Source organism: Mycobacterium colombiense (assembly GCF_001665835.1).
GTDB classification, from domain to species: domain Bacteria; phylum Actinomycetota; class Actinomycetes; order Mycobacteriales; family Mycobacteriaceae; genus Mycobacterium; species Mycobacterium colombiense_A.
Genome location: NZ_LZSX01000013.1, coordinates 45,457 through 70,910, shown reverse-complemented (window position 1 = coordinate 70,910; position 25,454 = coordinate 45,457). Strand labels below are relative to the sequence as shown.

The following is a 25,454-nucleotide window of genomic DNA, read 5'->3' as shown; positions in this document are numbered from 1 at the left end:
GCCAACGACAGATCGGCGACCTTGAAATCGATGCCGTTTCGAACCTCGGGGGTCAGTACGTTTTCGGTCGTCGTCATAACGTGTTCTTCCTTTTTCGGCTCGCTCGGATCAAAGCGGTAATTAGCTTAGGTATGTTCTTGCGCCACTGTAGTCGCGGGTGGCCGCGCCTCGCGGGTCAGGGAACGTTGATGACGCCGTGACGCTCCGCGAACGGCGTCATCAATCGGGCCAGATCCGCCGCCACGTCATGGTCCGCCTCCGGCGGCATCGACACATAGCTCAGCGCCAGCCGCACGATGGCCCGCGCGAGCACCCCGGCGTCCTCGTCGCTGGTGGCCACCCAGCTGTGGGTCAGCGCCGTGGTCAGCCGTTCGGAGGCGCGGTTGATGATGGGGGCGCTGTCGGTGGTGATGATCTGCAACAGGTCCGGCTTGGCCACGCCGGTGAGTAGCGAGATCACCAGCGGGTCCGCCGACAACTCGGTGAACAGGTCGCGGAATCCCTGCAGGAACGCCTGAAAGATGTTGCCGACGTTGGCTTCCAGCGCGGCGTTGACGGCGTCGACCAGCCGGTCGGCCAGGCGCAGGCCATACCCCTGCGCCAGGCCCTGCCGGGAGCCGAATTCGTTGTAGATCGTCTGCCGGCTGATGCCCGCGGCGCGGGCCACGTCCGACAGCGTGATGGCCGACCAGTCCCGGGTCAGCAGCAGATCACGCATCGCGTCCAGCACCGAGTCGCGCAGCAGGGCACGCGACGCTTCGGCGTAGGGCATCCGCTTCACAGGCGCGACAATAGCGGCTCGGGCCCCGGAATCGGTTTTTTCCCGCGCGGCGGCCTGCTCCGCGGCGTAGGCGGCGATCATTAGCGCCGCTCCTCCTCATCGCTACGCTCTGCATCGTCGCCGGCGGTCATTAGCGCCGCTCCTCCTCATCGCTACGCTCTGCATCGTCGCCGACGGTCACGAACGGGCGATCTCCACCATCTCGAAGTCGGTCTTGGCCGCACCGCAATCCGGGCAGCTCCAGTCCTCGGGGATGTCGTCCCATCGGGTGCCGGGGGCGATGCCGTCTTCCGGCCAGCCCTTGGCCTCGTCGTACTCGAATCCGCACTGCACGCAGACGAAGAGCTTGTAGTCGTCGCTCATCGGTTCACTCCCATGGTCTTAATGGTTTCGAAATCGGCCTTCTCGAGCACCGCGCAATCGGGGCAGCGCCAGTCCTCGGGGATGTCGGCGAAGGGCGTGCCCGCGGGAAACCCTTCCCGCGGTGCGCCTTTCGCTTCGTCGTAGGTGTAGTCGCAGCCCGGGCAGCGATACGCGCTCATGCCACACCCGCCTGCGGGGCCCCGTAGCGCGCCAGCAGCTTCTCGCGCAGCCTGGGTTGCACATTGACGCGGGTGATGTCGCCGTCGTAGTGCGCCAGCACCCGGTGGTCCATCACCTTGCGCCACAGCGGCGGGAAGTAGGTGAGCGAGATCATCGACGCGTAACCGCTCGGCAGGTTGGGCGCGCCCTCCATGCTGCGCAGCGTCTGGTAGCGCCGGGTCGGGTTGGCGTGGTGGTCGCTGTGCCGCTGCAGGTGGTAGAGGAACAGGTTGGTCACCACGTGGTCGGAGTTCCAGCTGTGCACCGGGCTGCAGCGCTCGTAGCGGCCGCTCGAATTCTTCTGCCGCAGCAGGCCGTAGTGCTCCAGGTAGTTGACCGATTCCAGCAGGCTGAAGCCGAAGACCGCCTGGATGATCACGAAGGGGATCAGCGCCGGGCCGAAGATCGCGATCAGCGCGCCCCACAGCACCACCGACATCAGCCAGGCGTTGAGGACGTCGTTGGACGCGTACGTCTTGGGGTGCCACGGGCTGGCGCCCTGCTGGCGAATCCGTTGCGCCTCCAGCCGCAGCGACGAGCGCAGGCTGCCGAACACGCTGCGCGGCAAGAACTCCCAGAAGGTCTCGCCGAAGCGCGCCGACGCGGGATCCTCCGGGGTGGCGACCCGCACGTGGTGGCCGCGGTTGTGCTCGATGTAGAAGTGCCCGTAGCAGGTCTGCGCCAGGGTGATCTTGGACAGCCAGCGCTCCAGCGAGTCCTTCTTGTGTCCCATCTCGTGAGCGGTGTTGATGCCGACGCCGCCGAGCACGCCGATCGACAGCGCCAGCCCCAGCTTGCCCGCCCAGCCCAGGCCGCCGTCAAAGCCGAGCCAGTGCAGGTTCGAGGCGGTGAACAGGTAGGCGCCCATCACCACGCTGAGGTATTGGAACGGGATGTAGACGTAGGTGCAGTAGCGGTAGTACTTGTCGTTCTCCAGCTGCTCCATGACCTCGTCGGGCGGGTTCTGCCCGTCGGGCCCGAAACTCAGATCGAGGATCGGCAGAAGGACCCAGAGCAGGATCGGACCGATCCACAGCGGCACCTGCGCGGCGGCGTGCCAGCCCAGCCGGTTCAGGCCCCACATCAGTGGCAGCATCACGAACAACGCCGTCGGGGCGATCAGCCCCATCAGCCACAGGCGGCGCTTCTTGTCCCGCCAGGCGAGCGGCTCGGAATCCCGGCTCAGTTGCGGTTCGAATGTGGTCATATGCCAAACCTCCTTGTGAGTCACACCACGTTGAGGTTGGACAATACCGAGGCTTGCGTCTTCTGTCTAGACAAAAGGCACTATTTTGTAAAGCCGCAGCTGGCTAGGGCACCGGACTATGCGGGTCGGCCTCGAGAGCGTCGCTGCGCTCGGTCTCCGCCTCCCCCCGCCGGCCCTGCACCGAGTGCCAGTAGCCGTAGCCGGCGTAGATCGCCGTGCCGACCACCAGCCACACCCCGAACCGGACCCAGGTGAGCGCGGTGAGGTTGAGCATCAGCCACAGGCACGCGGCGATCGAGGCGATCGGGAGCACCGGCACCCACGGCGCCTTGAACCCGCGCTCCAGGTCCGGCCGGGTCCGGCGCAGGACCATCACGCCGGCCGAGACCAGGACGAAGGCGAATAGGGTCCCGACGTTCACCATCTCCTCGAGCTTGGTGATGGGGAACACCGATGCCGTCACGGCGACCACCACGGCGACCACCACGGTGATCCGCACCGGGGTGCCGTGCGAGCCCGTCTTGGCCAGCGACCGCGGCAACAGCCCGTCGCGCGCCATGGCGAACAGGACCCGGCACTGGCCGAGCATCAGCACCATCACCACGGTGGTCAGTCCCGCCAGCGCGCCGATGGAGATGATCTTGCTCGCCCAGTGGATACCGTTCGCGGTGAAGGCGGTGGCCAGGTTCGCCTGCCCGCGGCCCGGGACCGTCTTGAGCTGGGTGTAGGAGACCATGCCGGACAGCACGATGGCGACGGCGACGTAGAGCAGGGTGACGATGCCCAGCGACGCCAGGATTCCCCGCGGCACGTCGCGCTGCGGATTCTTGGTCTCCTCGGCCATGGTGGCGACGATGTCGAACCCGATGAACGCGAAGAAGACGATGGACGCCCCCGCCAGCACGCCGTACCAGCCGTAGTGGCTGCTGTGCGCGCCGGTCACCAACGACAGGACGGACTGGTCGATGCCCTTGGCCTCGCTGCCGGCCTCCGCCTTGGGGATGAACGGCGAGTAATTGGCGCGCTTGATGTAGAAGACGCCGACCACCACGACGAAGATCACCACCGACACCTTGATCGCGGTGACCACCGCGGAGAACCTCGATGACAACTTGGTGCCCAACGCGATCAGGGTCGCCACCCCCGCGACGATCACCAACGCCCCCCAGTCCACCTGGGCCCCGTTGAAGTTGGCCGTGCCGCCGGCGAATCCGAACACCGTGCCCAGATAGCTCGACCAGCCCTTGGCCACCACGGCGGCACCGATCGCCAATTCCAGCACCAGATTCCAGCCGATGATCCAGGCCAGGAACTCGCCGAAGGTGGCGTAGGAGAAGGTGTAGGCGCTACCGGCCACCGGCAGCATCGAGGCGAACTCGGCGTAGCACAGCGCGGCCAGCGCGCAGGTGCCCGCCGCGATCACGAACGACACCCAGATCGCCGGGCCGGTGATGTCGCCGGTCGTCGACGCGGTGACCGTGAAGATACCGGCGCCGATCACCACCGCGACGCCGAACACCACCAGGTCCCGCCAGGTCAGATCCTTGCGCAGCTTGGTGTCCGGCTCGTCCGTATCGGCGATTGATTGCTCGATCGACTTGGTCCGCCATCGATTGGCCATGCATTCGCCTTTCCCCAACGCCGGGAGCCATTGGTCCGTCACAGTACTGGGTACTCTCCGCGAATGCCGGATAGCACAGCAACGGCCAGGGACCATGCCGTGATCATCGGCGGCAGCATCGCTGGTCTTTGCGCGGCGCGGGTGCTTTCGGATTCGTACTCGCGGGTGACGGTGTACGAGCGCGACGAGTTGCCCGCCGAACCGGCGAACCGCGCGACGGTGCCCCAGGACCGGCACCTGCACATGCTGATGGCCCGCGGTGCCATTGAATTCGAGAACCTTTTCCCCGGCCTACTGGACGACATGGTGGCCGCCGGTGTGCTCAAACTCCAGAATCGGCCCGACTGCATCCACCTGGGCGCCGCGGGGCACGTGCTGGGCACCGGGCAGACCCTGCGCGACGAGTTCACCGCCTACGTGCCCAGCCGCCCGCATCTGGAATGGCAGTTGCGCAAACGGGTTCGCGACCTCGACAACGTCACCGTGGCGCGCCGCTCGGTGGCCGAGCCGCGGTTCGACCGCGCGCGGCAGCGGGTGACCGGCGTGCTGCTGGATCCGGCCGGCCCCGACGGCGGCGACCCGGAGTTCGTCGCCGCGGACCTCGTCGTCGACGCGGCCGGCCGGGGCACCCGGCTGCCGGCGTGGCTGACGGACTGGGGATTCGAGCGCCCGGTCGAACAGGCGGTGGACATCGGCATCCATTACGCCACCCAGCGGTTCGCCATCCCCGACGGGCTGATCGCGGAGAAGGTGGTGGTCGCCGGCGCCTCCCACGACCAGTCGCTGGGGCTGGGCATGCTGTGCTACGAGGACCGCACCTGGGTGCTGACCACGTTCGGCGTGGCAGACGCCAAGCCGCCGAGGACCTTCCCGGAGATGGTAGAGCTGGCCCGGCAGCTGCTGCCGGCCCACTTCCACGCCGCGCTGACGCGGGCCGAGCCGCTGGGCGACCCCGCGTTTCACGCCTTCCCGGCCAGCAAGTGGCGGCGCTACGACAAGCTGGAGCGCCTGCCGGCCGGGATCATCGCCTTCGGCGACGCGGTGGCCAGCTTCAATCCCACCTTCGGGCAGGGCATGACGATGACCTCGCTGCAGGCCGGGCATCTGCGCCGCGCGCTGCAATTCCCGGACGACCAAGTCGCCGCGGAGCTGAACCGGGCCACCGCCAAGAGCACCTTCCCGGTGTGGATGATGAACGCGATCGGCGACGTCACGTTCCACCATGCCGGCACGAAGGGGCCGGCCCCCTGGTGGTGGCGGCCCTCAGGTGCGCTGTTCGATCAATTCCTGGGCGCCGCGGAGACCGAACCCGTTCTTGCGGAATGGTTCCTGCGACGGTTCTCGCTGCTCGACAGCCTCTATATGGTTCCGCCGCCGCGGATCATCGGCCGCGCGATGGCGCACAACCTGCGGCTATGGCTGCGCGAGCGGCGCGAGTCGCGGCGGGCCGGCAGCGAACGGGCCGTCACAACCCGACCGTCGCCCTGAACAGCTTGGTGGGTTCGTGCGCGACCAGCCGGATCGGGGCGTCGTCGGCCGCCACCCAAGCGGCCATCCCCCGCTTCAGCGTCAGCGAGCCGGACTTGCCGTGCACCGTCGTGGCACCCTGGCTGCACAACAGGATCTGCGGGCCGTCGTGGCTGCACGTCGCGTCCACCTCGTGGCCGACGTACTCGTCGTCGAGCTCCAGCAGCGCGACGGCGAACTCGTCGGTCGGGGTCTCATAGATCAGTCCGAAGCCCTCGCGACGGACCGGCGGCCGCAGCTGCTCCTCGGTGGTGGGCGCGAAGTCCAGCACGCGCAGCAGTTCCGGCACGTCGACGTGCTTGGGGGTCAGGCCGCCACGTAACACGTTGTCGGAGTTGGCCATCACCTCCAGCGCGAAACCACGCAGGTAGGTGTGCAGGTTGCCGGCGGAGACGAAGATGGCCTCGCCGGGCGCCAGGCTGACGCGATTCAGCAGCAGCGCCGCCAGCACGCCCGCGTCACCGGGATAGCGTTCGCCGAGCTCGAGCACCGTCTTGGCCTCGGCGGCGAATTCGGTTGCGCCCGAACTGAGGTAGGCGATGGCGCCGTCCAGCACGGCGGTCACCAGCACGTCGATGTCGGGCTGAGGCGCGGTGATCCAGGTGGTGAACAGCGCGCGCAGACCGTCGGCGTCGGACTGGTCGTTCAGCAGGTCGATATAGGGGTCGAGGTCGGAGACGGCCAGGGCCCGCAACAACTCGACCGTGCGCGCGGCCTGACGAAATCCGGCCAGCGCCTCGAACGGGTGCAGCGCGACCAGCAGCTCGGGCTTGTGCGACATGTCGCGGTAGTTGCGCACCGGCGAGTTCAGCGGGATGCCGACCCGCTCCTCGCGCATGTAACCCTCGGCCGCCTGCGCGGCGCTCGGGTGGGCCTGCAGGGACAGCGGCTCGTCGGCGGCCAGCACCTTCACCAGGAACGGCAGCACGTCGCCGAAGCGCGCCCGCGACAGCGGTCCGAGCTGTCCTTCCGGGTCGTCGCCCAGCGCCTCGAGCAACGTCATTTCGCCGTTGTCCGTCTCCAGCCACGCCGGATCGCCGGGGTGCGCGCCGAACCATAGCTCGGCCTCCGGATGCGCCGCCGGCACCGGCCGCTCGGTGAATTCAGCGATGGCGGTACGCGAACCCCAGGCGTACGTTCTCAAGGCACCGCGAAGCAGTTCCACTGTTGTATCTATCCCCGCACCAGCCGCATATAAACCGCGGCCATCTCCAACCGGACGGCCAATACTGCCAATTGCTGCTCGGGGCTGCCGGGGCCCCCCAGCGCAGGCGACACGCCGTAGCCGGCCGAGCCGCCGGGCCCGTCGGGCACGTCCTCGGCGGCGAGTAGGTACACGTTGTCCAGCCCGGCGGTGCGGGCCGCAACCCCCGCCTGCTCGGCCGCCAAAACCACGGTCAGCACCCGCAGCCGCTGCGGCAGCGGTCCGTCGATCTCTTCGTCGTGAAAGAGGGCGGCGTCGGGATCCTCGAAACCGTCCGACGCCGCGGCGTGCAGGGCGACCAACGCGTCCGACAGCCCGGCAGCCGGGGTCACCTGGTTCGCGACCCGTAACAGCACCGAGCTGCCGTGCCGGGCCAACGCGAGCGTCGCGGCGCCGTCGCCGGCCAGCGCCACCTGACGCTCGGCGATCCGCGCGGCCAGCAGCTTGGCCGGGTTGGTGAACAGCTCGCGGGTGGCGCTGTTGCGCAGCGCCTCGGCATCAAGCTCGTCGGCGAGCACCGCCAGGTCGACCTTCGGTCGCGGGTCCACGGCGTGCAGCACGGCCAGCCCGGCGGCCAGATACCGGCACAGGCCGAACTCGTCGGGAACCGACAGCCGGGGCGCCAGCACCGCAGCCTGCCCGGCGGCGGCGTCCCTCAACGGGCCCTCATACGGCGCCGCCACCACCACCCGGGCGCCGCGGCGCAACCCGGTCGCGGCGGCGGCGACCAACGCGGGATCACCCGGTTCGCCGCCCGCGACGACCAGCACATCGAGCGGACCCACCCACGGCGGTACCTCGTCGGCGAGAGTGAAGGGTTGCGAGGCGGTTCCACCCATGGTCGCGGCCAGCATCGTCCCGGCGGTCTCGGCGGTACCGCGCCCGCCCACCCAGATGATGCTGCGCGGACGGTCGTCGGCGCGCATCGGGTCCAGCGCACCCTCGTCGACCGCGGCGGCGATCGCACGGACCTGGGCGCCGGCCGACGACGCGGCCCGCAACAGGCCGTCGCGGTCGGCGGCCAACAGGCCCTCGGTGTCCTCGAGATCGATCGCCCGGGCGGCGTTCACGGGGCGGCCTTCACGCCCGCCGTCATCGCGCTGATCTCCGCACTGATCTGGTCGACGACCGCGGCCACGTCCTCGGCCGTGCGCGCCTCCACGTTCAGCCGCAGCAACGGCTCGGTATTGGAGCTGCGCAGGTTGAACCAGCTGCCGTCGCCCAGGTCGGCCGTCACCCCGTCCACGTGGTCGAGAGAGTGAATCCGGGTGCCGAACGACTTCAGCACCGCCTCGGTGCATTGCCCGGCATCGGACACCGTGAAGTTGATTTCGCCGGACGATTCGTAGCGCTGGTAGTCCGCGGTCACCTCCGACAGCGGGCGGTCCTGCTCGCCGAGGGCGGCCAGCACGTACAGCGCGGCCAGCATCCCGGAGTCGGCGCCCCAGAAGTCGCGAAAGTAGTAGTGCGCCGAATGCTCACCGCCGAAGATCGCGCCGGTGTCGGCCATCAGTGCCTTGATGTAGGAGTGCCCCACCCGCGACCGCAGCGGAGTGCCGCCGCGCTCGGCAACCAGTTCGGGCACCGCGCGCGAGGTGATCACGTTGTGGATGATCGTCGCGCCGATCTCCCGGCCGAGCTCACGGGCGGCCACCAGGCTGGTCACCGTCGACGGCGATATGGGGTTGCCGCGTTCGTCGACCACGAAGCAGCGGTCGGCGTCCCCGTCGAAGGCCAGCCCGATGTCGGCACCGGTCTCGCGCACGAAAGCCTGCAGGTCCACCAGGTTGGCGGGGTCGAGCGGGTTGGCCTCGTGATTGGGAAACGAGCCGTCGAGCTCGAAGTACAACGGCTCCAAGGTGATCGAGTTGATCGGTCCGAGCACGGCGGGCGTGGTCAAACCGGCCATGCCGTTGCCGGCGTCCACGGCCACCCGCAGCGGGCGCAGCCCAGAGGTGTTCACCAGCGACCGCAGGAACTTCCCGTAGTCGGCGAGCACGTCGCGATCGCTAACGGTGCCCGGTTCCCCGTCGTAGCCCTCGACGCCGGCGATCACGTCGTCGGCGACGACGCGCAGGCCACTCTCGGCGCCGACCGGTTTGGCCCCCGCCCGGCACAACTTGATGCCGTTGTAGGCCGCCGGGTTGTGGCTCGCGGTGAACATGGCGCCGGGGCAGTCCAGCAGCCCGGAGGCGAAGTAGAGCTGATCGGTGGACGCCAGGCCGATGCGCACCACGTCCAGTCCCTGGCCGGTCACGCCGGCGGCGAACGCGGCGGCCAGCGTGGGCGAACTGTCCCGCATGTCGTAACCGATCACGACCTGGCGGGCGCCGCCCTCGCCGCGCATGAGTTTGGCGAAGGCTGCGCCGAGATCGGTGACCAGCGGCTGGTCGAGCTCTTCGCCGACTAGCCCACGCACGTCGTAAGCCTTGACGACACGGTGGACAGTCGCGGCGGGCCGAGACATGCGGACTCCTGACGACGTGAACTCTTGGCCGTCAGCCTATCGGGCCGCGAAGAACTGGAGCGGGCTAGTGGCGATCGCAAGCGCGGCGGAGCCGGGCGCAGCGGGTCGCCACCATCAGGGCGAGTGGCGATCGCAAGCGCGGCGGAGCCGGGCGCAGCGGGTCGCCACCATCGGGGCTAGTGACGATCGCAAGCGCGGCGGAGCCGGGCGCAGCGGGTCGCCACCATCGGAGCTAGTCGCTGGGATCGGGCAATACGCGCAGATGTCCGCGGCGCCGTCCGGAGCGTTGCTCGGGCGGTGCCAGCAGGCTGCTGCTGGGCGCGGTGGCCTGGGACCCACCGTGATGGATGTGCGCGTCGGCGAAGCCGTTCACCGGCGTCGCCGCGTACGGTGCGCCGCGATCGCCGCCCTCGCGCACCGCGTCGGCCAGGGCGACCAGGTCGTCCTCGTCGGGATGGGTGGGCAGCGGGCCGGCATGGCGCATCAACTCCCACCCGCGGGGCGCGGTGATCCGGCCGGCATGGTTAACGCACAAATCCCAGGAATGCGGTTCCCGCGCGGTCGCCAACGGACCGACGACTGCCGTCGAGTCCGAATAGACGAACGTCAGGGTCGCCACGGCGTAGTGCGGGCACCCGGGCCGGCAACAGCGACGGGGAACGTTCACGCTCGAAGGCTATCGTGCGCAAACGCCGCCGAAGCGCCGGACACGCGCAACTCCCGGGCCCTCGATGTGCAACCGTTACCATCGGCGCGTGGGTGATTCGCGCAGCTCCCCGCGAAGAGATCGGGTTTCCGACGGTTCGGCTCCGCGGCGAACCGCTACCCATCGACTCTTCCGCAGGGGCCGCGATATGCGCGGCCCGCTGTTGCCCCCGACCGTGCCGGGGTGGCGCAGCCGCGCCGAGCGGTTCGACATGGCGGTGCTGGAGGCCTACGAACCCATCGAGCGGAGCTGGCAGGACCGGCTGACCGAGCTGGACGTGGCGGTCGACGAGATTCCGCGCATCTCGGCCAAGGATCCCGAGAGTGTGCAGTGGCCACCCGAGGTGATCGCCGATGGGCCGATCCCGCTGGCGCGGTTGATCCCGGCCGGCGTCGACATCCGCGGCAACTCCACGCGGGCGCGAATCGTGTTGTTCCGCAAGCCAATTGAGCGACGGGCCAAAGACACCGTCGAACTCGGCGACCTGCTGCACGAAATCCTGGTGGCCCAGGTCGCCATCTACCTCGACGTTGAGCCGTCGGTCATCGATCCGACGATCGACGACGAATAACTTCTCCCTGCGCGTTGCGCGTCGAGCGCTGGAGGCTTAACGCTCAGCGCGCATTGCGATCAGGGTGCGTCAGATTATGCCGCGCTTGAGGCGGCGGCGCTCGCGTTCGGACAAACCGCCCCAGATGCCGAAACGCTCGTCGTGCTCGAGGGCGTACTCGAGGCACTCATGACGCACCTCGCAACCCAGGCAGATCTTCTTCGCCTCGCGGGTGGAACCACCCTTTTCCGGGAAGAAGGCCTCGGGGTCGGTCTGGGCGCACAGCGCGCGGTCCTGCCACTGGTCCGCGGCCGGCTCCGGCAAGGGCTCGGGCTCGAAAGCGATTGGCGCATCAGGAACCACGGTCAAATGGGGCCGAGCGGGAAGGTCCAGCGCGGGGTCGATGTCGGTGTGCGGCGTGCTCGCCATGGCGCCTCGAAAAGTTTCGTAAGACATACGGTCGTCCGCCTCCTCAGCTTGATTGAGAGAGAGAGTGATTGGTTTCCCACTGTTCTGATGTACAGACAATTCGAACAAGTGATCGAATCTCGGTCTGCGACACCGGAGTCGGCCGGCCAACCGGGAAATGACACTGATGTGATTAGACACGGGTTGATCTGCCGGGTCAAGCACTTCGGCGCATTTCCATACCATCTCGTGATCGAATTTCGGCGTTTCTGTTGTTTTGCGCCTTCGGCGTGTCGATCACAGGGCCCTCAACTTTCCCACACGTTGCCCACAACCGCTGGGGAACCGCAACTTTGAGGCACCCCCAATGGGCCCGTCACAGCACCGCCGCCGGGCAGTACTGTCGTGCAATGTGAAGGTCACCGTTCTGGTCGGTGGGGTTGGCGGCGCCCGCTTCCTGCTGGGGGTTCAACAGCTGTTCGGGCTCGGTCAATTTCAATCGCAACGGCGCCCGGACACGGAGGCCGGCAGTCACGAGCTGACGGCGATCGTCAACATTGGCGATGACGCCTGGATCCACGGACTGCGAGTCTGCCCCGATTTGGACACCTGCATGTACACCTTAGGTGGAGGTGTAGATCCGGAGCGAGGGTGGGGGCACCGCAACGAAACTTGGCACGCCAAAGAGGAATTGGCACGCTATGGCATGCAGCCGGACTGGTTCGGGCTCGGCGACCGTGACCTGGGCACCCACCTGGTGCGCACCCAGATGCTCAACGCCGGCTACCCCCTGTCGCAGATCACCACCGCGCTGTGCGACCGCTGGCAACCCGGCGCGCGGCTGCTGCCCGCCAGCGACGACCGGTGCGAGACCCACGTGGTGATAACCGATCCCGACGACGGCAGCCGGCGGGCCATCCACTTCCAGGAGTGGTGGGTGCGCTACCGGGCCCAGGTCCCCACGCACAGCTTCGCCTTCGTCGGCGCCGAAAAGGCGGCCGCCACAACTGATGCCACGGCGGCCATCGCGGACGCCGACGTGATCCTGCTGGCGCCGTCGAACCCGGTGGTGAGCGTCGGCGCCATCCTGGCCGTCCCAGGCATTCGCGGCGCGTTGCGCGCGGCGCGCGCACCGATCGTCGGCTACTCGCCGATCATCGGTGGAAAGCCATTGCGCGGCATGGCCGATGCCTGCCTATCGGTGATCGGGGTCGAGTCGACCGCCCAGGCGGTCGGCCGCCACTACGGCGCGCGCCGCGACACCGGCATCCTGGATGGCTGGCTGGTGAGCGAGGACGACCGTGCCGACATCGACGGCGTCAAGGTGCGCTCGGTGCCGCTGGTGATGACCGACCCGGCGGCGACGGCCGAGATGGTCCGGGCCGGGCTGGACCTGGCGGGGGTGAGCCCGTGACGCGCGCCGGCGAGCACGGCAGCGCCGCCCCCATCGAAATCCTGCCCGTCGCCGGGCTGCCCGAGTTCCGGCCCGGCGACGATCTCGGCGCGGCCGTCGCCGCGGCCGCGCCGTGGCTGCGCGACGGTGACGTCGTCGTGGTCACCAGCAAGGCGGTGTCCAAGTGCGAGGGCCGGCTGGTGCCGGCGCCGCGGGATCCCGAGGAGCGCGACGAGCTGAGGCGCAAGCTGGTCGACGACGAAGCCGTCCGGGTGCTCGCCCGCAAGGGCCGAACCCTGATCACCGAGAACCGGATCGGCCTGGTGCAGGCCGCCGCGGGCGTGGACGGCTCCAACGTCGGGCGCGACGAACTGGCACTGTTGCCGGTCGACCCGGACGGCAGCGCCGCGGCGTTGCGCGCCGGGCTGCGCGAGCGGCTCGACGTCGAGGTCGCCGTGGTCATCACCGACACGATGGGCCGCGCGTGGCGCAACGGCCAGACCGACACGGCCGTGGGCGCTGCGGGTCTGGCTGTGCTGCATGGCTATTCGGGGGCCGTCGATCAGCACGGCAACGAGCTGCTGGTCACCGAGGTCGCGATCGCCGACGAGATCGCCGCGGCCGCCGATCTGGTCAAGGGCAAACTGACCGCGATGCCGGTGGCGGTGGTGCGCGGGCTGTCGGTGACCGACGACGGGTCGACGGCGCGGCAGTTGCTGCGGCCGGGCACCGAGGACCTGTTCTGGCTCGGCACCGCCGAGGCCCTGGAGATGGGCCGGCGCGAGGCGCAGCTGCTGCGCCGATCGGTGCGCCGGTTCAGCGCCGAGCCGGTGCCCGCCGATCTGCTGGAGGCCGCCGTCGCCGAGGCGCTGACCGCACCGGCGCCGCACCACACCCGCCCGGTGCGGTTCGTCTGGCTGCGCACCCCGGCCACCCGGACCCGGCTGCTGGACCGGATGAAGGACAAGTGGCGCACCGACCTCGCCGGTGACGGTCGGCCCGCCGACTCCATCGACCGCCGGGTGGCGCGCGGCCAAATCCTCTACGACGCGCCCGAAGCCGTCATCCCGATCCTGGTGCCCGACGGCGCCCACGCCTATCCCGACGCCGCCCGCACCGACGCCGAGCACACCATGTTCACCGTGGCGGTCGGCGCGGCCGTGCAGGCCCTGCTGGTCGCGCTGGCGGTGCGCGGGCTGGGCAGCTGCTGGATCGGCTCGACGATCTTCGCCGCCGACCTGGTGCGCGCCGAGCTCGAACTGCCCGCCGACTGGGAGCCGTTGGGCGCCATCGCCATCGGCTATGCCGCCGAACCGGCCGGGCCGCGCGATCCGGCAGACCCCGGTGATCTGCTGATCCGCAAGTGATACTGAGCCCATGAAGTTCGCGGGCAAGGCGACGGCCTCGGCCGACAAGGTCCGCGGCGGCTACTACACCCCCGCCCCGGTCGCCCGCTTCCTGGCCGCCTGGGTCCGCGCGGCGGGGCCCAGGATCGTCGAACCCTCCTGCGGCGACGGCGCCATCCTGCGCGAGCTGGCCCGGCTCAGCGACCAGGTGCGGGGCGTCGAGCTGATCGCCGACGAGGCGGCGAAGTCCCGCCGGTTCGCGCCCGTCGACGCCGAGAGCCTGTTCGCCTGGCTCGCCACCGCCGACGCCGGCGGCTGGGACGGCGTCGCCGGCAACCCGCCCTACATCCGCTTCGGCAACTGGTGTGCGCAGCAGCGCGATCCGGCGCTGGACCTGATGCGGCGCGAGGGTCTGCGCCCCACCCGGCTGACCAACGCCTGGGTCCCGTTCGTAGTGGCGAGCACCGTGCTGGCGCGCGACGGCGGACGGGTGGGACTGGTGCTGCCGGCCGAGCTGCTGCAGGTCACCTACGCCGCGCAGCTGCGTGACTTCCTGCTGAGCCGCTTCCACGAGATCACCCTGCTGACCTTCGAGCGCCTCGTGTTCGACGGCATCCTGCAGGAGGTCGTGTTGTTCTGCGGTGTCGTCGGCACCGGCCCCGCGCGCATCCGCACCGTCCACCTCAGGGACGCCGACGCCCTGGCCGAGGCCGAACTCGACGTCGAATCGGCGCCGACGCTGCTGCACGAGGACGAGAAGTGGACCAAGTACTTTCTCGACCCGGCCGCGATCCGGCTGCTGCGCGCGCTCAAAGGCTCGGGCAGCCTGACCCGGCTCGGGTCGGTCGCCGAGGTCGACGTCGGCATCGTGACCGGGCGCAACGCCTTCTTCACGTTCACCGACGCCCAGGCCGACGAGCTGGGATTGCGGCCGCACTGCGTCCCGCTCGTCTCGCGCAGCGCCCAGCTGTCCGGGTTGGTATACGACACCGATTGCCGGGCAAGCGATCTCGCCGCCGGGCAGCGCAGCTGGCTGCTCAACGCGCCGCGGGAACCGGCCGATCCAGCGCTGATCGCCCACGTCCGCGCCGGCGAAGCCGCCGGGGTGCACCGCGGCTACAAGTGCTCGATCCGCAAGCCGTGGTGGGCCACGCCGTCGCTGTGGATGCCCGACCTGTTCCTGCTGCGCCAGATCCACCGGGCGCCGCGGCTGACCGTCAACGCCGCCGCGGCCACGAGCACCGACACCGTGCACCGGGTGCGCCTCACCGCCCGGGTCGAGCCGGCCGCGCTGGCCGCCGCGTTCCACAACAGCGTGACGTTCGCCTTCGCCGAGATCATGGGCCGCAGCTACGGCGGCGGCGTCCTGGAGCTCGAGCCCCGCGAGGCCGAGCAGCTGCCCATCCCCCCGCCGGCGCTCGCCGATGCCGAACTCGCCTGCGATGTGGACCTGCTGCTGAAGGCCAACGAGATCGAGAAGGCGCTCGACGTCGTCGACCGCCGCGTGCTGATCGACGGCCTGGGCTTGCCCGCCGACGCGGTGGCGGACTGCCGCGCGGCGTGGGTGTCGCTGCGGGATCGGCGGAAACGGCGGGGGTCACGATGAGCGTTCGGGAATCGGCGATCGCCGTGCTGTCGGACTGGGAGCCCCCCGACCCGGCCCAGGATTCGTTGCGGCACGCCGTGCTGGCCTTCGTGCACGCCCGCGCCGACGCATGCCTGCGCGAGTGCGTGCCCGGCCACGTCACCGCGTCGGCGCTGGTGCTCGACCACGCCGGCAGGCAGGTGCTGCTGACCCTACATCGCCGCCTGGGCCGGTGGGTGCAGCTGGGCGGCCATTGCGATGATGACGACGCCGACGTCCTCGCGGCGGCGCTGCGCGAGGCCACCGAGGAGTCCGGGATCGACGGGCTGCGCATCGAGCCCCGACTGGCCGCGGTGCACGTGCATCCGGTGACCTGCTCGCTGGGCGTGCCGACCCGCCATCTGGATCTGCAGTTCGTCGCGCACGCGCCGGCCGGCGCGCAGATCGCGATCAGCGACGAGTCGGAGGACCTGCGATGGTGGCCCGCCGACGCCCTGCCGGAGGGGACGGATCACGCGCTGGCCTATCTGGTCGCCCAGGCCACGCGCGCCTAACCCAGTACACCTAGACGTCGGACGAGTAGCGGATGCCGCCGTCGGGAATCGACACACCGGGCCATACCCGGGCGCCGCGCAACAACTCGCAGCGCGCCCCGATGTCGGCGCCGTCGCCGATCACGCCGTCGCGGATCAGCGCCCGCGGGCCGATGCGCACGCCGAAGCCGATGATCGAGCGCTCGATCACGCTGCCGGCCTCGACCTTGACGCCGTCGAAGATCACCGCGCCGTCCAGCCGGACGCCCGGGCCGATCTCGGCGCCGCGCCCGACCACCGTGCCGCCGATCAGCACCGCGCCCGGCGACACCGCGGCGCCGTCGTGCACCAACTTCTCGCCGCGGTGGCCGCGCAGCGCGGGCGACGGGGCGATGCCGCGCACCAGATCCGCCGAGCCGCGGACGAAGTCCTCGGGCGTGCCCATGTCGCGCCAGTAGCTGGCGTCGACGTAGCCGCACACCTTCACGCCGGCGTCGGACAGCAGCGCGGGGAACACCTCACGCTCCACCGAGACCTCCCGGCCGCGCGGAATCCGGTCGACGATCTCGCGCGAGAAGACGTAGGTGCCGGCGTTGATCTGGTCGGTCGGCGGGTCCTGCGTCTTCTCCACGAATGCGGTGACGCGGCCGTTGTCGTCGGTGGTCACACAGCCGTACGCCCGCGGGTCGCCCACCCGCACCAGGTGCAGGGTGACGTCGGACTGCTGGGCGGAGTGGAAGTCGAGCATCTGGCCCAGGTCGGCCCCGGAGAGCACGTCGCCGTTGAACACCATCACGGTGTCGTGCCGCAGGTGCCCGGCGACGTTGGCGATACCGCCGCCGGTGCCCAGCGGGTGCTCCTCGGTGACGTAGTCGATCTGCAGGCCCAGCTTGGAGCCGTCGCCGAACTCCGCCTCGAACACCGCGGCCTGATACGACGTGCTGAGGATGACGTGCTCAATGCCGGCCGCGGCGACGCGCGACAGCAGATGCGTGAGGAACGGTAGCCCCGCGGTGGGCAGCATGGGCTTGGGCGCCGACAGGGTCAGCGGCCGCAGCCGGGTGCCCTTGCCGCCGACCAGGATCACCACATCTACTTGTGGAGTTGCCACCTCAGTGTCGCCCTTCTACCAGTTTCCGCCGTCCGGAGGCGCGCAGCGCGCTGCGCACCATCAGGCGGGACCGCACCGCCAGCGAGGCGCGCAGGGTCCAGCGCAGCGGCGCGCGCAACCAACCGGAATGCCGATCGGCCAGAAACATATATGTGCTCTTGTGGTGGGCGGCCAGATGGTTGGCCGGATCCCCGCCGGTGGAGTGGCCCTTGTGGTGCAGCACCTCCGCCGACGGGACGTAGACGGACAGCCACCCGGCCTTGCCGAGCCGGTCGCCGAGGTCGACGTCTTCCATGTACATGAAGTAGCGCTCGTCGAACCCGCCGATCTGGCCGAACGCCGAGCGGCGCACCAGCAGGCACGACCCCGACAGCCAGCCCACCGGCCGCTCGCTGGGTTCCAGCCGCTCCTGGCGGTACGCCGCCGACCACGGGTTGCGCTTCCAGAACGGCCCGACGACCGCGTGCATGCCGCCGCGGATCAGGCTGGGCAGGTGCCGCGCCGACGGATACACCGAACCGTCGGGATCGCGGACCAGCGGGCCCAGCGCGCCGGCACGCGGCCAGCGCGAGGCGGCGTCCAGCAGTTCGTCGATGCTGCCCGGGCCCCACTGCACGTCCGGGTTCGCGACGATGACCCAGTCGTCGTCGCGGTCCAGCTGTGCGATGGCGCGATTCACCGCGGTCCCGTAGCCCAGGTTGGCTCCGGTGTGGAACAGCCGCACGTTGGGATAGCGCTCGACGGCGGCCTCGGGGGTGCCGTCGGTGGAGCCGTTGTCGGCCAGCAGCACGCACACCTCTCGCTCGGTGGCTAGCGACAGCGAGGCCAGGAAGCGCTCCAGGTGCGGGCCCGGTGAGTAGGTCACCGTCACGACCGGCAGGACGTCAGTCACGCGTAGAGGGTAACGGTCGATCGGCCGCAACAGCGCCATCGGCGGCGGCCAGCGCCGCGTCAAGCGCAGGCCGCCAAGGCCTCAGCGGCCGCATCCCCGCCGCCACGGACTGGCCGCTGGACAGCGCGGAGTAGGCCGGCCGGGGCGCGGGGCGGGGAAAGTGGTCGGTGGTGACCGGTCGCACCCGCTCCGGATCGGCGCCGACCTCTTCGAAGACGGCGCGGGCCTGTTCGAACCGCGAGCAGGCGCCCTCGTTGGCGGCGTGCAGGATCGGACCGGGCACGCGGTCGTCGACGATCTGCAGCAGCGCGGCGGCCAGGTCGCCGACGTAGGTCGGGGAGCCGGTCTGGTCGTCCACCACGTCCACCGGACCGTCCCCGGCGGCCAGCCGGCGCATGACCGCGACGAAGTCCTTGCCGGTGCCGCCGGTGTAGACCCAGGCGGTGCGGACCACCACCGCCTCCGGCAGCGCCGCGAGCACGGCCCGCTCCCCCGCGACCTTGCTGCGGGCGTACACACCCTGCGGCGCGGTTTGATCGGTGGGCTCGTACGGCCTGGGTGCCGCGCCACCGAAGTCCCCGTTGAACACGTAGTCGGTGGAGACGTGGACCAGCTGGGCACCGGCCTGCGCGCAGGCGCGGGCGATGTGCCCGGGCCCGGTCTCGTTGACCGCGAACGCGCCGGCCTCGTCGCTCTCGGCGCCGTCGACGTTGGTGTAGGCCGCGCAGTTGATCACCACGTCGCCGGGCCGCACGATCCGCTCGGCGGCCGCGGGGTCGGTGATGTCCCACTGCGACGACGTGAGCGCCAGGGCGTCGCGGCCCTGACTTGCTGTTAGCGAGGTCAAATAGCCGCCCAGCTGCCCACCGGCGCCGGCGATCACGATCCTGCCTGACATGGTTCGAGTTTGGCATGGCCCGAAAACGCGCGGCCAAGCCCGGGGCGCGCGGGGCTTCGCTACCCGTGAAGCTCCTGTGCCGGAAGTAATGTAGTGGGATGCCTGTGCAACGTGTGGTTCGTGTGATTGCCACCGCGCTGACGCTCGCGGTCGTCCTCGGCACCGGGATCGCGTGGACCAATGTCCGGTCTTTCGAAGACGGCATCTTTCACATGTCCGCGCCCTCGCTGGGCAAGGGCGGCGACGACGGTGCGATCGACATCCTGCTGGTCGGGCTGGACAGCCGCACCGACGCGCACGGCAACCCGTTGTCGCAGGAGGAACTGGAGGCGCTGAAGGCCGGCGACGAGGAAGCCACCAACACCGACACCATCATCCTGATCCGTATCCCCAACAACGGGAAGTCGGCCACCGCGATCTCGATCCCGCGCGACTCCTACGTCGCCGCCCCGGGCCTGGGCAAGACCAAGATCAACGGGGTCTACGGCCAGACCCGGGAGGCCAAGCGCACGGCCCTGGTCAAGGCAGGCGCCTCCGCCACCGAGGCGGCGGCCCAGGGCACCGAGGCGGGCCGCGAGGCGCTGATCAAGACCGTCGCCGACCTCACCGGTGTCACCGTCGACCACTACGCCGAGATCGGCCTGCTCGGCTTCTCGCTGATCACCGACGCCCTCGGCGGCGTCGACGTCTGCCTCAAGGAGCCGGTGTTCGAACCGCTTTCGGGCGCCGACTTCCCGGCCGGCCAACAACGACTCAGCGGCCCCGAGGCCCTCAGCTTCGTGCGTCAGCGCCACGACCTGCCGCGCGGCGACCTGGACCGGGTGGTGCGCCAGCAGGTGGTGATGGCCTCGCTGGCCCACCGGGTGATCTCCGGCCAGACGCTGTCCAGCCCCACCACGGTGAGGCGGCTGGAGGCCGCCGTCCAGCGCTCCGTGGTGATCTCCGCGGGCTGGGACGTCATGGATTTCGTGCAGCAGATGCAGAAGCTGGCCGGCGGCAACGTCGCCTTCGCCACCATCCCGGTGCTCGACGGCGCCGGCTGGAGCGACGACGGCATGCAGAGTGTGGTGCGGCTGGACCCGCATCAAGTCGCCGATTGGGTCGGTGGCCTGCTGCACGACCAGGAACAGGGCAAGACCGAGGAGATCGCCTACACCCCGGCGAAGACCACCGCCAGCGTGGTCAACGACACCGACATCAACGGCCTGGCCTCGGCCGTGTCAGACGTGTTGAGCTCCAAGGGTTTTGCCACGGGCACAGTCGGCAACAACGAGAGCGGGCACGTCAAGGCCAGCCAGGTGCGCGCCGCCAAGAGCGACGACCTGGGGGCCAAGGAGGTCTCCAAGGAATTGGGTGGGTTGCCGGTGGTCGCCGACACCACGCTGGCCCCGGGTGCGGTGCGGGTGGTGCTGGCCAATGACTACAGCGGTCCGGGCTCGGGCTTGTCCGGCGGCGCGGAGATCATGCCCGCCAAGGTGTCCACCGCCGGCGCGGTGGCGGCCGACCCCAAGGTCCCCGCGCCCTCGCCGATCCTGACTGCCGGCTCCGACAAGCCAGAGTGCATCAACTGATCACGCTGAGCGGGGCCATCCTCGATCCCATGTTGCGGGCCGATCCGGTCGGCCCGCGCATCACCTACTACGACGACGCCACCGGCGAGCGCATCGAGCTGTCCGGTGTGACACTGGCCAACTGGGCCGCCAAGACGGGCAACCTGCTACGCGACGAGCTGGGCGCCGGACCTGCCAGCCGGGTGGCGATCCTGTTGCCCGCGCACTGGCAGACGGCGGCCGTGCTGTTCGGGGTGTGGTGGATCGGCGCCGAGGCGGTGCTGGCCGGCCCGGCCGACCTCGCGCTGTGCACGGCGCAGCGCCTGGACGAGGCCGACGACGCCGTAAGCACGGCGGCATCGGGGGGTGAGGTGGCCGTGCTGTCGCTGGATCCGTTCGGCCGCCCCGCACCCGACCTGCCGATCGGCGTGACGGACTACGCGACCGCGGTGCGGGTGCACGGCGATCAGATCGTGCCCGAACCGAACCCGGGGCCGGCGCTGGACGGGCGATCGGTCGACGCGGTGCTGGCTGATTGCCAAAGCTCCGCGGCCGCAAGGGGATTGACGTCGGGCGACCGGGTGTTGTCCGGCGCGTCGTGGTCGCGACCCGCCGAATTGGTGGACGGGCTGCTGGCGATCATGGCCGTCGGCGGCTCGCTGGTGCAGGTGGCCAACGCCGACCCTGCCGGGCAAGAGCGCCGCATCGCAACCGAAAAAGTCACCAGGGTGCTGTAAGGGACCGCGGGCCGGCGCAAGCCACGTCGCGATACATATTGATATCGCTATATTGCGATGTTAACGTCGTGCAAGCATGGACTTAACGCTGAGACGATAGGAAGGTTGCGGCAATGGCGGTGTACGGGCTCCTGGCGAAGGCGGCAGGCACGGTGGTCACCGGGTTGGTCGGCGTGACCGCCTACGAGGTGGTGCGCAAGGCCGCGGCCAAGGCGCCGCTGCACGAGACCGCGGTCAAGGGCGCCGAGCTCGGACTGCGTGGCACCCGCAAGGCCGAGGAGGCCGCCGAGTCGGCGCGCCTCAAGCTCGCCGATGTCATGGCCGAGGCCCGCGAGCGCATCGGCGAGGAGGCGCCCACCCCCTCGATCGCCGACACCCACGACCACGAGCACTGATCGCAGCGATATGGACCTCGCCCTAGTCCCCGACATCGCAGACGAGGCGCGAACCGAAGACCCTGCGCTACAAGTCATTTCGGATGCGGCCGGGCGCATGCGGGTCGCCGTCGACTGGGTGCGCGCCAACTCCCGGCGCGCGGTCGCGGTCGAAGAGGCCGTCGCCAAGTGCGAGGGCGTGCGCGTGGTGCACGCCTACCCCCGAACCGGTTCGGTCGTCGTCTGGTACTCGCCGCGTCGCTGCGACCGCTCCGCGGTGCTGGCCGCCATCGGCGAGGCGGCCCACGTCGCCGGCGAGCTGATCCCGGCCCGCGCGCCGCACTCCTCGGAGATCCGCAACGCCGACGTGCTGCGCATGGTCATCGGCGGCGCCGCGCTGGCCCTGCTCGGGGTGCGCCGCTACGTCTTCGCGCGGCCCCCGCTGCTGGGAACCAGCGGCCGGCTGTTCGCCACCGGCGTCACCGTGTTCACCGGCTATCCGTTCCTGCGCGGGGCGCTGCGCTCGTTGCGTTCCGGCAAGGCCGGCACCGACGCGCTGGTCTCGGCGGCGACGGTGGCGAGCCTGGTGCTGCGCGAGAACGTCGTCGCGCTCACCGTGCTGTGGTTGCTCAATATCGGTGAGTATCTTCAGGATCTGACGCTGCGCCGGACCCGCCGCGCCATCTCCGAACTGCTGCGCGGCAGCCAGGACACGGCCTGGATCCGGCTGACCGACGGACCCGAGGCGGGAACCGAGGTCCAGGTGCCGATCGACACCGTGCAGATCGGCGACGAGGTGGTGGTCCACGACCACGTCGCCATCCCGGTCGACGGCGAGGTGGTCGACGGCGAGGCGATCGTCAACCAGTCCGCGATCACCGGGGAGAACCTGCCGGTCAGCGTGGTGGTCGGCGCCCACGTGCACGCCGGTTCGGTGGTGGTGCGCGGACGCCTGGTGGTGCGCGCCCGCGCCGTCGGCAGCCAGACCACCATCGGCCGCATCATCACCCGGGTCGAGGAGGCCCAGCACGACCGGGCGCCGATCCAGACCGTCGGCGAAAACTTCTCCCGCCGTTTCGTTCCCACCTCGTTCGTCGTCTCGGCCATCACGCTGGCGGTCACCGGTGACGTCCGTCGCGCGATGACCATGCTGCTGATCGCCTGCCCGTGCGCGGTGGGCCTGGCCACCCCGACCGCGATCAGCGCGGCGATCGGCAACGGCGCGCGGCGCGGCATCCTGATCAAGGGCGGCTCGCACCTCGAGCAGGCCGGCCGGGTGGACGCGATCGTGTTCGACAAGACCGGCACGCTCACCGTCGGACGTCCGGTGGTCACCAATATCATTGCGTTGCACAAAGATTGGCAGCCCGAACAGGTGCTGGCGTATGCGGCCAGCTCGGAGATCCACTCTCGGCACCCGCTGGCCGAGGCGGTGATCCGGTCCACCGAGGAACGCCACATCACCATCCCGCCGCACGAGGAGTGCGAGGTCCTGGTGGGCCTGGGCATGCGGACCTGGGCCGACGGCCGGACCCTGCTGCTGGGCAGCCCCGGGCTGCTGCGCGCCGAAAACGTGCGGGTCTCCAAGAAGGCGTCGGAGTGGGTGGATCGGCTGCGCCGCCAGGCCGAGACCCCGCTGCTGCTCGCCGTCGACGGCAAGCTGGTCGGATTGATCAGTCTGCGCGACGAGGTGCGCCCCGAGGCCGCCGACGTGCTGAACAAGCTGCGCGCCAACGGCATTCGCCGCATCGTCATGCTCACCGGCGATCACCCGGACATCGCCGAGGTGGTGGCCGGCGAGCTCGGGATCGACGAATGGCGCGCCGAGGTGATGCCGGAGGACAAGCTCGCGGCGGTGCGCGACCTGCAGGACGAGGGCTACACCGTCGGCATGGTCGGTGACGGCATCAACGACGCGCCCGCGCTGGCCGCCGCCGACATCGGGATCGCGATGGGCCTGGCCGGAACCGACGTCGCAGTCGAGACCGCCGACGTGGCGCTGGCCAACGACGACCTGCACCGCCTGCTCGACGTGCGCGACCTGGGTGCCCGCGCGGTCGACGTCATCCGGGAGAACTACAGCATGTCCATCGCCGTCAACGCCGCCGGGTTGATCATCGGCGCGGGGGGCGCCCTATCCCCCGTCCTGGCCGCGATCCTGCACAACGCGTCGTCGGTGGCGGTGGTGGCCAACAGCTCGCGGCTGATCCGCTACCGGTTGGACGCGCCGCGCGGCACGACGAACGGCGAGCGCGCCGGCTGAAAAGTCAGCAGCCGCAATCCTCGCCGCGCCACGCGCGCACACCCTGCCAGACCGCGACGCCGGCGATGGCCAGCCCGACGGCCGGGTCGACCCACCACGCGCCGGCCCACAGCGCCGTCATCGCGAGGCCGACCAGCACCCCGGCGGCCTGGGCGGCGCACAGATAGTTCTGGATCCCCTCGGCCTCGGTGGCACCCGACCCCAGCCGGGTGCCCAACCGGTGGTTGGCCCGGCCCAGCACCGGCATGAGCACCAGCGCGAGGGCGGTCAGCCCGATGCCGATCACCGACGTCTCGGCGTGGTGCCCACCCGTCAGGTCGTGCACGGATTCGGCGGCGATGTACGGGGCGGTCAGCCAGAACGACACGGCGACGCCGCGCTGCGCGCGCCGCTCCGCGGTTACGGAGAAGGCACGCGCCCCGCTGAACCGCCACACCACCATGGCGCTGGCCAGCGCCTCCGATGCGCCGCCCAGAGCCCACCCGGTCAGAGCGGCGGAGGAGACCGCGAATCCCTGCCACAGCCCGACGACGCCCTCGACCAGCACCACGGCCAGGCTGACCCAGGCCAGCCGCCGCGCCCACCCGGCGCCGCGCCGCCAGTCGGCGTCGTGCGTCGCGCCGCCCCGGCACTCTTGCTGGATGGCAACCGAAGTGGTCATGGCGCGAGGCTAGCGGCGCCGGGGCGGGGCCCGCGGCCGCAACGCCCGGCCGTGATCGATCCGTGTCGCACCTCGCGCCGAGCCATCCGGCGCTGGTCGTTATTGTGGCTAACCAGTAGATCGGAAGGGATTCCTCGATGGCGCGCACCGACGACGACACCTGGGACCTGGCGACCAGCGTGGGAGCGACCGCCACCATGGTGGCCGCCGGGCGCGCCCGGGCCACCCTGGACGGGCTGATCGACGACCGGTTCGCCGAGCCGCTGGTGCGCGCGGTCGGCGTCGACTTCATGACCCGGTGGGCCGCCGGCGAGCTCGCCTCCGCCGACGTCGACGAGCCGGACGCCCCGTGGGGCATGCAACGCATGACCGACATGCTCGCCGCCCGCACCCGTTACATCGACGCGTTCTTCGCCGAGGCGGGCGCCGCGGGCATCGACCAGGTGGTCATCCTGGCCTCCGGACTGGACGCGCGCGCCTACCGGCTGCCGTGGGCGCCCGGCACCACGGTGTTCGAGATCGACCAGCCGCAGGTTTTGGAGTTCAAGGCTGCCACCATCGCTCAGCTCGGCGCCGAGCCGACCGCCGCGGTGCGCGACGTTCCGATCGACCTGCGCCACGACTGGCCGTCGGCGCTGCGGCAGGCCGGCTTCGACACCGGCCGGCCCGCCGCCTGGGCGGCCGAGGGCCTGGTCGGCTTCCTGCCACCCGAGGCCCAGGATCGGTTGCTGGACAACGTCACCGCCCTGTCCGCCGAGGGCAGTCAGCTGGTGGCCGAGGTCTTCGCGAACACCGGGATCAACGGGGACGCGCTGAATGCCGCGAGCGAGAAGTGGCGGCGCAACGGCCTCGATATCGCCCTGGGCGAGCTGGGCTTCCCCGGCGAACGCAACGACGTGGCGACCTACCTGCAGCAGCGGGGCTGGCAGCCGGTCCGCACCCCCCTGAACCAGATGCTGGCCAACAACGGCCTGCCGCTGCAGTCGACCGAACCCGACGCACCCTTCGCGCAGAATTACTACTGCACCGCGGTGCTGCACCGGTCGGCTTCTTAGGAA

General features: G+C 70.2%; 25 protein-coding genes and 1 pseudogene. 11 read left to right on the top strand and 15 right to left on the bottom strand.

The genetic code is table 11. The features are described from left to right. Nucleotides 1–175 precede the first annotated feature (175 nt). The 5 genes from A5760_RS02910 to A5760_RS02890 all read right to left on the bottom strand — a co-directional run bounded on the left by A5760_RS02910 (nucleotide 176) and on the right by A5760_RS02890 (nucleotide 4,191). Nucleotides 176–772, bottom strand: a complete 597-nt coding sequence (locus tag A5760_RS02910; RefSeq protein ID WP_064877611.1) for a TetR/AcrR family transcriptional regulator — start codon at nucleotides 770–772, stop codon at nucleotides 176–178. A 186-nt stretch (nucleotides 773–958) separates the two neighbouring features. Then, entirely contained in the window at nucleotides 959–1,144 is a 186-nt protein-coding gene (locus A5760_RS02905) for a rubredoxin (protein ID WP_064877607.1), read from the bottom strand. Continuing rightward, nucleotides 1,141–1,323, bottom strand: a complete 183-nt coding sequence (locus tag A5760_RS02900; protein ID WP_064877606.1) for a rubredoxin — start codon at nucleotides 1,321–1,323, stop codon at nucleotides 1,141–1,143. Before A5760_RS02900 ends, A5760_RS02905 begins: the two co-directional genes overlap by 4 nt. Continuing rightward, nucleotides 1,320–2,570 carry an alkane 1-monooxygenase gene (locus A5760_RS02895; protein ID WP_064877605.1) on the bottom strand — a complete coding sequence of 417 codons (1,251 nt, stop codon included), beginning with the start codon at nucleotides 2,568–2,570 and terminating at the stop codon, nucleotides 1,320–1,322. Before A5760_RS02895 ends, A5760_RS02900 begins: the two co-directional genes overlap by 4 nt. A gap of 103 nt (nucleotides 2,571–2,673) precedes the next feature. Beyond that, nucleotides 2,674–4,191, bottom strand: a complete 1,518-nt coding sequence (locus A5760_RS02890) for an amino acid permease (protein ID WP_064877604.1) — start codon at nucleotides 4,189–4,191, stop codon at nucleotides 2,674–2,676. A 99-nt stretch (nucleotides 4,192–4,290) separates the two neighbouring features. Here A5760_RS02890 and A5760_RS02885 point away from each other — a divergent pair, with 99 nt between their 5' ends. Beyond that, nucleotides 4,291–5,679, top strand: coding sequence for an FAD-dependent oxidoreductase (locus A5760_RS02885; RefSeq protein WP_155764182.1), 1,389 nt, complete (start codon nucleotides 4,291–4,293; stop codon nucleotides 5,677–5,679). Here A5760_RS02885 and manA read toward each other — a convergent pair. The 5 genes and pseudogenes from manA to A5760_RS02865 form a co-directional block, all read right to left on the bottom strand. Then, entirely contained in the window at nucleotides 5,657–6,883 is a 1,227-nt protein-coding gene (gene manA, locus A5760_RS02880) for a mannose-6-phosphate isomerase, class I (protein WP_064877602.1), read from the bottom strand. The genes A5760_RS02885 and manA overlap by 23 nt on opposite strands. A gap of 8 nt (nucleotides 6,884–6,891) precedes the next feature. Next, nucleotides 6,892–7,992 (bottom strand): hypothetical protein, encoded by a 1,101-nt coding sequence (locus A5760_RS02875; protein WP_064877601.1) that lies wholly within the window; start codon nucleotides 7,990–7,992, stop codon nucleotides 6,892–6,894. Further along, nucleotides 7,989–9,389 (bottom strand): phosphomannomutase/phosphoglucomutase, encoded by a 1,401-nt coding sequence (locus A5760_RS02870; RefSeq protein ID WP_064877600.1) that lies wholly within the window; start codon nucleotides 9,387–9,389, stop codon nucleotides 7,989–7,991. Before A5760_RS02870 ends, A5760_RS02875 begins: the two co-directional genes overlap by 4 nt. A gap of 56 nt (nucleotides 9,390–9,445) precedes the next feature. Further along, nucleotides 9,446–9,635: pseudogene (locus A5760_RS27730) on the bottom strand (gamma-glutamyl-gamma-aminobutyrate hydrolase family protein); the annotation flags it as partial. Then, nucleotides 9,622–10,056 (bottom strand): DUF3499 domain-containing protein, encoded by a 435-nt coding sequence (locus A5760_RS02865; protein ID WP_082279312.1) that lies wholly within the window; start codon nucleotides 10,054–10,056, stop codon nucleotides 9,622–9,624. The pseudogene A5760_RS27730 and the gene A5760_RS02865, both read right to left, overlap by 14 nt. Before the next feature lie 187 nt (nucleotides 10,057–10,243). Here A5760_RS02865 and A5760_RS02860 point away from each other — a divergent pair, with 187 nt between their 5' ends. Beyond that, entirely contained in the window at nucleotides 10,244–10,666 is a 423-nt protein-coding gene (locus tag A5760_RS02860; protein ID WP_064877598.1) for a metallopeptidase family protein, read from the top strand. A gap of 69 nt (nucleotides 10,667–10,735) precedes the next feature. Here the strand turns inward: A5760_RS02860 and A5760_RS02855 are convergent, their stop codons facing one another. Then, entirely contained in the window at nucleotides 10,736–11,074 is a 339-nt protein-coding gene (locus A5760_RS02855; protein WP_064877597.1) for a WhiB family transcriptional regulator, read from the bottom strand. Between the two features lie 391 nt (nucleotides 11,075–11,465). Here A5760_RS02855 and cofD point away from each other — a divergent pair, with 391 nt between their 5' ends. The 4 genes from cofD to A5760_RS02835 are packed head-to-tail and all read left to right on the top strand — an operon-like array spanning nucleotide 11,466 to nucleotide 15,931. Further along, nucleotides 11,466–12,467 (top strand): 2-phospho-L-lactate transferase, encoded by a 1,002-nt coding sequence (cofD, locus tag A5760_RS02850; RefSeq protein ID WP_064877596.1) that lies wholly within the window; start codon nucleotides 11,466–11,468, stop codon nucleotides 12,465–12,467. Next, nucleotides 12,464–13,813 carry a coenzyme F420-0:L-glutamate ligase gene (locus A5760_RS02845; RefSeq protein ID WP_064877595.1) on the top strand — a complete coding sequence of 450 codons (1,350 nt, stop codon included), beginning with the start codon at nucleotides 12,464–12,466 and terminating at the stop codon, nucleotides 13,811–13,813. Before cofD ends, A5760_RS02845 begins: the two co-directional genes overlap by 4 nt. A gap of 10 nt (nucleotides 13,814–13,823) precedes the next feature. Next, nucleotides 13,824–15,398: a class I SAM-dependent methyltransferase gene (locus A5760_RS02840; protein ID WP_064877594.1), complete on the top strand. Its 1,575-nt coding sequence runs from the start codon at nucleotides 13,824–13,826 to the stop codon at nucleotides 15,396–15,398. Then, nucleotides 15,395–15,931, top strand: coding sequence for an NUDIX hydrolase (locus tag A5760_RS02835; protein WP_064877593.1), 537 nt, complete (start codon nucleotides 15,395–15,397; stop codon nucleotides 15,929–15,931). The genes A5760_RS02840 and A5760_RS02835 overlap by 4 nt, the downstream gene beginning before the upstream one ends. A 10-nt stretch (nucleotides 15,932–15,941) precedes the next feature. On the opposite strand, the gene A5760_RS02830 is transcribed toward A5760_RS02835, so the two are convergent. From A5760_RS02830 to rfbD, 3 genes are read right to left on the bottom strand one after another with little or no spacing between them, the layout of a single operon-like run. Next, nucleotides 15,942–17,021: a sugar phosphate nucleotidyltransferase gene (locus tag A5760_RS02830; RefSeq protein ID WP_064877592.1), complete on the bottom strand. Its 1,080-nt coding sequence runs from the start codon at nucleotides 17,019–17,021 to the stop codon at nucleotides 15,942–15,944. A 1-nt stretch (nucleotide 17,022) separates the two neighbouring features. Continuing rightward, complete coding sequence (locus A5760_RS02825) at nucleotides 17,023–17,952, bottom strand: glycosyltransferase family 2 protein (RefSeq protein ID WP_155764181.1); 930 nt, start codon at nucleotides 17,950–17,952, stop codon at nucleotides 17,023–17,025. After that, nucleotides 17,906–18,811, bottom strand: coding sequence for a dTDP-4-dehydrorhamnose reductase (gene rfbD, locus A5760_RS02820; RefSeq protein ID WP_064877590.1), 906 nt, complete (start codon nucleotides 18,809–18,811; stop codon nucleotides 17,906–17,908). Before rfbD ends, A5760_RS02825 begins: the two co-directional genes overlap by 47 nt. Nucleotides 18,812–18,909: 98 nt before the next feature. Between rfbD and A5760_RS02815 the strand changes: the two genes are divergently transcribed. The 4 genes from A5760_RS02815 (at nucleotide 18,910) to ctpC (ending at nucleotide 23,735) form a co-directional block, all read left to right on the top strand. Next, nucleotides 18,910–20,382 carry an LCP family protein gene (locus A5760_RS02815; protein WP_064877589.1) on the top strand — a complete coding sequence of 491 codons (1,473 nt, stop codon included), beginning with the start codon at nucleotides 18,910–18,912 and terminating at the stop codon, nucleotides 20,380–20,382. After that, nucleotides 20,370–21,098 (top strand): TIGR03089 family protein, encoded by a 729-nt coding sequence (locus A5760_RS02810; RefSeq protein WP_196771964.1) that lies wholly within the window; start codon nucleotides 20,370–20,372, stop codon nucleotides 21,096–21,098. The genes A5760_RS02815 and A5760_RS02810 overlap by 13 nt, the downstream gene beginning before the upstream one ends. A 113-nt stretch (nucleotides 21,099–21,211) precedes the next feature. After that, nucleotides 21,212–21,493, top strand: a complete 282-nt coding sequence (locus A5760_RS02805; RefSeq protein WP_064877588.1) for a DUF1490 family protein — start codon at nucleotides 21,212–21,214, stop codon at nucleotides 21,491–21,493. Nucleotides 21,494–21,503: 10 nt separating this feature from the next. Beyond that, nucleotides 21,504–23,735 carry a manganese-exporting P-type ATPase CtpC gene (gene ctpC, locus A5760_RS02800; protein ID WP_064877587.1) on the top strand — a complete coding sequence of 744 codons (2,232 nt, stop codon included), beginning with the start codon at nucleotides 21,504–21,506 and terminating at the stop codon, nucleotides 23,733–23,735. A gap of 4 nt (nucleotides 23,736–23,739) precedes the next feature. On the opposite strand, the gene A5760_RS02795 is transcribed toward ctpC, so the two are convergent. Then, the gene (locus A5760_RS02795) at nucleotides 23,740–24,396 is read right to left on the bottom strand and encodes a cation transporter (RefSeq protein ID WP_064877586.1); all 657 of its coding nucleotides are present in this window, start codon (nucleotides 24,394–24,396) and stop codon (nucleotides 23,740–23,742) included. 137 nt (nucleotides 24,397–24,533) lie between these two features. Here A5760_RS02795 and A5760_RS02790 point away from each other — a divergent pair, with 137 nt between their 5' ends. Continuing rightward, nucleotides 24,534–25,451, top strand: a complete 918-nt coding sequence (locus A5760_RS02790; RefSeq protein ID WP_064877585.1) for a class I SAM-dependent methyltransferase — start codon at nucleotides 24,534–24,536, stop codon at nucleotides 25,449–25,451. Nucleotides 25,452–25,454 lie beyond the last annotated feature (3 nt).